Source organism: Halogranum amylolyticum, from assembly GCF_900110465.1.
In the GTDB taxonomy this organism is placed as follows: domain Archaea; phylum Halobacteriota; class Halobacteria; order Halobacteriales; family Haloferacaceae; genus Halogranum; species Halogranum amylolyticum.
This window is the reverse complement of sequence record NZ_FODV01000003.1, coordinates 504,631-511,135: the sequence shown is the minus strand read 5'-3', so window position 1 is coordinate 511,135 and position 6,505 is coordinate 504,631. Positions and strand designations below refer to the sequence as shown.

7 protein-coding genes are annotated in these 6,505 nt (G+C 63.4%); 3 read left to right on the top strand and 4 right to left on the bottom strand.

All coding sequences use genetic code 11. The annotated features are described in order from the left end of the window. Positions 1 to 295: hypothetical protein (locus BSG17_RS27470; RefSeq protein WP_211609088.1), on the top strand; the 295-nt coding region annotated here is incomplete at its 5' end. A gap of 250 nt (positions 296 to 545) precedes the next feature. On the opposite strand, the gene BSG17_RS08615 is transcribed toward BSG17_RS27470, so the two are convergent. Next, positions 546 to 857 (bottom strand): non-histone chromosomal MC1 family protein, encoded by a 312-nt coding sequence (locus BSG17_RS08615; RefSeq protein WP_089823007.1) that lies wholly within the window; start codon positions 855 to 857, stop codon positions 546 to 548. Between the two features lie 249 nt (positions 858 to 1,106). Here BSG17_RS08615 and BSG17_RS08610 point away from each other — a divergent pair, with 249 nt between their 5' ends. Next, a complete protein-coding gene (locus BSG17_RS08610) occupies positions 1,107 to 1,304 on the top strand; it encodes a hypothetical protein (RefSeq protein WP_089823004.1) in 198 nt (65 codons plus the stop codon). Positions 1,305 to 1,385: 81 nt separating this feature from the next. Continuing rightward, entirely contained in the window at positions 1,386 to 2,441 is a 1,056-nt protein-coding gene (locus BSG17_RS08605) for a quinone-dependent dihydroorotate dehydrogenase (protein ID WP_089823002.1), read from the top strand. A 37-nt stretch (positions 2,442 to 2,478) separates the two neighbouring features. On the opposite strand, the gene BSG17_RS08600 is transcribed toward BSG17_RS08605, so the two are convergent. The 3 genes from BSG17_RS08600 to BSG17_RS08590 form a co-directional block, all read right to left on the bottom strand. Beyond that, entirely contained in the window at positions 2,479 to 2,772 is a 294-nt protein-coding gene (locus tag BSG17_RS08600) for a hypothetical protein (protein ID WP_089822999.1), read from the bottom strand. A 47-nt stretch (positions 2,773 to 2,819) separates the two neighbouring features. After that, positions 2,820 to 5,423, bottom strand: a complete 2,604-nt coding sequence (locus BSG17_RS08595; RefSeq protein ID WP_089822997.1) for a valine--tRNA ligase — start codon at positions 5,421 to 5,423, stop codon at positions 2,820 to 2,822. Between the two features lie 98 nt (positions 5,424 to 5,521). Beyond that, positions 5,522 to 6,505 carry a DUF7972 family membrane protein gene (locus BSG17_RS08590; protein ID WP_394327960.1) on the bottom strand — a complete coding sequence of 328 codons (984 nt, stop codon included), beginning with the start codon at positions 6,503 to 6,505 and terminating at the stop codon, positions 5,522 to 5,524.

Genomic DNA, 6,505 nt, shown 5'->3' with positions numbered 1-6,505 from the left:
TCTGGTTCAGGGTGTCCGAGCGCGGGCCGAGTTGAACGGCCCGCAGTCGCGGTGTGTCTGTATCGTGTTCGAGTGCCCGTTTCCACTTAAGGGCACCGAATCGAGGTCGGCGTCGTCGTTCGATTTCGCCGACGTCCGCGTACTTCAGTACGAGTGCCGTTTCCCACTTAAGGGATTCGGATTCGAACTCGAACTGGGCGCGCCGTCGACCAGTGTGAACCGGGCGAGGCACGTCCGGGACGCCCGGGGAGACCCGGGCGCCCTTCGCATTTCTTCCGATGGCTGTGACTCATAAAAGGGTGCCGAAGAAAGTCGCCTCAGACACACGCTCTCATCCCGCGCGTCGAAGAGTGTCAGACGGGACGCTCTCGGCAGTCGACGTGGAGAGATATCGCGCAGCTGGAGGCCGGTCGGTCATCCCACGCATCCCGCGTACGGTCTGACCGGGTGTCGGCTGCGCATCCGAACGTCGTCGGAGCCGATGGAAAACACTGTCGGGTGCGGCGTCCACGCGCAAAGAATGATTAGTTACTGTTCTCGTCCGTTCACTCTGCTTCGAGATGTTCGATGCCTTTCTTCGAGACGTTCGCCTCGGTGATCGTGTCGGGCATCCAGTCGGGTTTGTTGTCGGGCGAGGTCTCCTGCCACGCCCAGCCCTCGTAGATGTGAACCTTGTCGGTGCCTTTCTCCCGGAGTCGGAGTTCGACTCGTTGTGCGCTCTCTTCGGAGTCACCCGGCTCGAGTCGACGAGCGGCTTTCAGCGCCGCCTGCCGCGGTGTGTTCCCGGAGAACACGCTCGACTCGTCACCGCTCGATTCACGCAGCGCGAAGTTCCGTTTACCGTCGTCACGTACCATGGTTTCAGCCTCTATGGCAAGTGAACACATCCCCAAGCATAAATATATCGGCGAAATGAAGTCAATTCAACCAAACGATTATATACCACGACGCCGCGCTCGGGCGATTTCGTCGGCGAGACGAGCGAACGGTGAAACTACGGACGACAGTCTGTAGCGACGTACAGAGTCGGCTCGTGGACCTCACACTCGCCGTAGGTAAACAACACTTATGTATTTCCTACGGCGAACTTTCGGTAGACACCCCCGATGGTCCGGAAAAAGAAGCTCAGCCCGAGTGGTGCGAAAGACGAGAACGGCGAGTACCACAACGTTCACCTCAACCTCCACGAGGACGAACTCGCCGTCGCCGGGATGGAGATCGGCGACGAGGTGTTCGTTCGCGTCCGAGACGGGAAGATCATCATCCAGAAGGCCGACTCGGACGACGTCGAGCACGACTTCTGAGCGTCCCTTCGTGCGGAACGACAGCCAGAGACAGCGGCCGCTCCGTCGGGTTAATGCGGGTCCAGCGACTCACCACGTGCAATGAGTCTGTACGACGTTGCGAAGCCGGCACTGTTCGCGCTCCCACCGGAAACAGCACACCTCACGATTCATCGGTTCCTCCGTAGCGTTCAACGCACGCCGGTCGAGCACCTGCTCCGACGTCGGTACACGGTCGACGACGACCGACTCGCCGTCGACCGCTTCGGTCTCTCTTTCGACAACCCGGTCGGCGTCGCCGCCGGCTTCGACAAGAACGCCGAACTTCCCTCGGTACTCACGGCACTCGGGTTCGGACACGTCGAGGTGGGAGCCGTCACCGCGAAACGACAGCCAGGCAATCCTCGTCCCCGGATGTTCCGCCTCCGTGCGGACGAGGCGCTGATCAACCGGATGGGGTTCAACAACGAGGGGGCAGACGAGGTCGGCAGGCGTCTCGACACCGAACCGCTCCCGGACGCCCCCGTCGGCATCAACGTGGGAAAGTCGAAAGTCACTCCGCTGGAAGACGCCGCAGACGACTATCTCTACACCTACGAACGCGTCGCAGACGCGGGCGACTACTTCGTTGTCAACGTCTCCAGCCCGAACACGCCGGGGCTCCGCTCGCTGCAGAACCGGGAGTCACTCGAACAGATCTTCGGAACCTTGCAGGACGCCGGGGCATCTCCCCTCCTCGTGAAACTCTCGCCGGACCTCTCGGAGGGAGCCATCGAGGACGCACTCGCCGTCGTCGACGAGCTCGACCTCGACGGCGTCATCGCGACCAACACGACCACTGAACGGCCGGAGTCGCTGAAGAGTCCCGAGAAGGCAGAGCGCGGCGGCCTCTCCGGCAAGCCCATCGAGAAACGCGCGACGGGCATGGTTCGGTTCATCGCCGAGCGGACCGACGTCCCTATCGTCGGCGTCGGCGGTATCTCGGACGCCGAGGGAGCCTACGCGAAGATCCGCGCGGGAGCCAGCGTTGTGCAACTCTACACCGCCCTCGTCTACGAGGGGCCGGGACTCGCCCGCGACATCAACGAGGGGCTGCTCGATCTCTTGGAACGCGACGGCTTCGACAGCGTCGAGGACGCCGTCGGCGCGGATCTATAGCTCGACTGACCGCGACATCGCCACGAACTCGCATTCTTCACTGTTCGTCTCCTGGTGGAACGGTTCCTCTTCCCTCACCAGTCCGACTCGGTTCCATCCCGAGTCCGACTTCGACAGTCGTACTGTCGGTGACGTCGAACGTGAAGAACCCGACTAGCCCGTCGTCGTCGTGGACGGCGAACGACCGGTCCTCCCACCGGGACTCGTCGAGGAACAGCTCGAGGTCCTCGGGGTCGTTCGCCATGTCGTAGAACGAGTAGGGTCCGGAGTACGACCACTCGACGATCCGGTCGGCGTCAGCACGACTCATAGGGATGAACTGGTAACTCATGGAGAGGGTAACGATCGATCGAAAGAAAACGTCGACGGAGTGGTCGCTCAGTTCTGGACGATGACGAGTGCGCCTTCGGCTTCGACCATCTCGCCCTCACCGGTGTACTTGCGCTCGCGGTCGACCTCGAACAGGTCGTTGCCGAGTTCCACGTCGGCGGCGTGGAGCACGCCGTCTTCGATGGTGTAGTCGCCCGCTTCGAGGGCCGACTCGATCTCCGGTACCTTACTCCCGAACTGCGGGCCGACCTGTGCGTAGTCGAGATCGATACCCGTGATGACCGACTCGATCTCCGGCTCTTCCTCGAGCGTCTCCAGCGTGTCGACGTGCATCACGCGGCTGATGTCCTCTTCGAGGCCCGAGACGTTGCCGTAGACCTGCACCGTGTCGAGTTCGGCGTTCATCGACAGCTGGTGGTCGGTCTTGTACTTCCGGAGCGCGGCGACGACCGCCATCGCTGTCTCGCCGGCTTCGAGGTCCGCCTCCACGCCGAGCGGTTCGGGCCAGTCGGCGCGGTGGATACTCGTCTCGGCGTCGTGCATGTCTCGCCAGAGCTCCTCGGTGACGTGTGCGAGGAACGGGGCGAACAGCTTGAGGAACGTCGCGTGGGCCGTCCGGAGCGTGTACGCGGCCGACACGTCGCCGCCGTCGTGGAGTCGCTGTTTCGCGATCTCGAGGTAGTCGTCACAGAACGTGTGCCAGAAGAAGCTCCGCAGGCTGTCGCGGGCCTTCGAGAACTCCCGGTTGTCGAGTTTCTCGGTGACGAACTCGATCTCGGCGTCGAGTTCGGCGAGCAGCCACTTGTCGATGGGCTTCAGGTCGGGACGGTCTGGCGTCTCGTCTGCCAGACTCTCGACGAGTTTCGACGCGTTCCACAGTTTCCGCATCAGTTTCTCGCCCGCGACGAGTCCCTTCTCTTGGTACGGCAGGTCGTCGCCGATGGCGCTGCCGGCGGCCCAGTAGCGGGCGGCGTCGACCGGGTACTTCTCCATCACCTCGTCGGGCGAGACGATGTTCCCCAGCGACTTCGACATCTTCACTCGGTTCTCGTCGAGCACCATCCCGTTGATCATCACGGAGTCGAACGGCACCTCGCCGGTGTGCTCGTAACACTTGACGACCGTGTGGAACAGCCAGAAGGAGATGATGTCGTGTCCCTGCGGGCGCAGGTCGAACGGGTAGATCTCCGGCCGTTCCATCGTGAACTCGCCGGACTCCGCGTCCCAGTCCCAGCCGGCGTTGATGAGCGGCGTGAGCGAGGAGGTCGCCCACGTGTCGAACACGTCGTCTTCGGGGACGAGTTCGTCGTGGCCACACTCGGGACAGCTGTCCACGGGCGGGTCGTCCGAGAGCGGGTCGACCGGCAGTGACTCTCGGTCTGCCATCACGGGGTGGTCGCAGTCGTCACAGTACCAGACGGGGAACGGGATCCCCGAAGAGCGCTGTCGGGAGATGGCCCAGTCCCACTGGAGCCCCTCGATCCAGTTTTTGTACCGCGTGAACATCTTCTCGGGGAACCACTCCATCTGACGACCGGCTTCCAGATACTCGTCGGTCTTGTCGAGCAGTTTGATGTACCACTGGTCTTTGACGAGGAACTCCACGCCCGTCCCGCAGCGCTCGTGGACGTTCACCGTGTGGGTGATGGCGCGCTCGTCGAGTAGCACGCCCGCGTCGTCGAGGTCCTCGACGATGGCCTCGCGGGCCTCCGTCGAGGCGTGCAGTCCGTCGTACTCGCCGGCGACCTCGGTCATCGTCCCGGACTCGTCGATGGCGATACGCAGCGGCAAGTCGTGCGCCTGGTACCACTCGATGTCAGTCTGGTCGCCGAACGTACAGCACATCACGAGCCCCGTCCCGGTGTCGAGGTCGACGCGTTCGTCTTCGAGGATGGGAACCGTCTGTCCGAACAGCGGCACCTCCGCCTCCTCGCCGACCAGATGCAAGTTCTCGTCGTCGTCGGGGTGGACGAAGACGGCGACGCAGGCGGGCAGCAGTTCGGGTCGCGTCGTCGAGATGACGAACCGCTCGGCCGAGTCGGCCACGGCGAACTCGATATCGTGGAAGTGCGACGCCTGCTCGTCGTCTTCGGTCTCGACCTGCGAGATGGCCGTCTCGCACTCGGGACACCAGATGGCCGGCGCGCGCTGGCGATACTCGCGCCCTTGCTCGTACAGTTCGAGGAAGGAGAGCTGCGAGATGCGCTTGACGCGCGGCTCGATGGTCTGGTAGGTCTGGTCCCAGTCGATGGAGACGCCGATCCCCTGCATCTTCTCGTTGAAGTCGGCCTCGTACTCGGCGGTGACCTCCCGGCACATCTGCTGGAACTCGCGGCGGTCGTAGTCCTGGTGCCGGACGTCAAGTTCGTCCTCGGTCAGCCGTTCCGAGGCGATGCCGTTGTCGTCGTAGCCGAACGGGAAGAAGACGTCCTTCCCCTGCATCCGGTTGAACCGCGCGACGACGTCCTGGAGGATCGAGCCGTAGACGTGTCCCCAGTGAAGACTCCCGGATACCGTCGGCGGCGGCGTGTCGATAGAGAAGACGGTGTTGGGGTCGACGGCCTCGCCCCGATAGGCGTAGGTGTCGTCTTCGACCCACTGCTGTTGCCACTTGGGTTCGACGGTCTCCGGGTCGTATTCTCCACTCGGCATTCGTGGGTTGTGCTCTGCCTGCGTCGCGGTTAAATACCTCGGTTAGCCGGAGCCGAGTAGACGGTCCGCCGACCGGGACGCTCCGTCCGTGACGACGGTCAGCGCTGGGAGTCCCGGAGGATGAGCGGACCGATCGCCAGCGTCCGCTTGGCGACGGTCGCGATGCGGAGGATGTAGGAGATGAAGATGAGGAACGGCAGCAGCGTCACCGTGAACGCCGCGACCGTCACCCACGTGATGTCCTCGACGCCGAGCGTCGTCCCGGGGAACGTCCCCTCGCCGACGAACAGGAACATCGCCGCGGCGACGACGAGCGCCGGGATCGCGCTGAAGAGGATGTACTGCGAGAGGTCGACCAACGCCCACTCGAAGTAGAGCGTCTTGACGTGTTCACGCGCTGGGCCGAACATCGCCAGCGCCGTCTTCAGGTCGTGGAACCCCTCTTCCTCCTCGCGGCTGAGGCTGTCCTCGAACTCGTTTTTCATCCGGTCGACGTGGAATATCTTCCACGAGTAGTTGTAGTCGAGCGCGGCGTGGAGCACGTCGAACGTCCCGAAACTCGACCCTTCGAGTTGGTCGTGAACCGTCTCTGCGTTCCCTTCGAGACTGTCGACGAACTCGTCGAGCTGGTCCTGAAGGTCGTCGTCGCGGTCGTTCTCGCCGACGAGTCGACGCAGTCGTTTCGCACGCTGTCGACTCTCGTCGACGAGGGCACGGAGGAGATGAGAGGGGTCGGCGGGTGCGGTCGACCCGAGCAGTTCCTCCGTGTACGTCCGGAAGTCCTCCGTGTTGCTCATCCGTCGCCGCTGGTCACCCAGCGGACCGTTCTCCTGAGAGAGCACGAGTTGGTTGATACTGACGACGAGCGTGGCCGCGGTGACGATGACGCTGACCATCGTCGTGAAGGCGGTCTCGAGGGTGTCGCCGCGCTGGAGACTCACCTGCAGCGACGGATAGATGACCACGGCCAGCACCATCAGACTCGTGAAGACGACGGCTGCGAGGATGGCCGCGACGACGAGACGGTTCGCACCAAGCAGCATCCAGACCTTCAGCCGACTCTCGTCGGCGCGGGCACGCAT

What these genes read in the sequence shown, in the direction of transcription:
- BSG17_RS08615 (WP_089823007.1), bottom strand. Translation starts at nt 857, where the DNA reads ATGGTACGTGACGACGGTAAACGGAACTTCGCGCTGCGTGAATCGAGC.
- BSG17_RS08610 (WP_089823004.1), top strand. Translation starts at nt 1,107, where the DNA reads ATGGTCCGGAAAAAGAAGCTCAGCCCGAGTGGTGCGAAAGACGAGAAC.
- BSG17_RS08605 (WP_089823002.1), top strand. Translation starts at nt 1,386, where the DNA reads ATGAGTCTGTACGACGTTGCGAAGCCGGCACTGTTCGCGCTCCCACCG.
- BSG17_RS08600 (WP_089822999.1), bottom strand. Translation starts at nt 2,772, where the DNA reads ATGAGTTACCAGTTCATCCCTATGAGTCGTGCTGACGCCGACCGGATC.
- BSG17_RS08595 (WP_089822997.1), bottom strand. Translation starts at nt 5,423, where the DNA reads ATGCCGAGTGGAGAATACGACCCGGAGACCGTCGAACCCAAGTGGCAA.
- BSG17_RS08590 (WP_394327960.1), bottom strand. Translation starts at nt 6,505, where the DNA reads ATGCGTGCCCGCGCCGACGAGAGTCGGCTGAAGGTCTGGATGCTGCTT.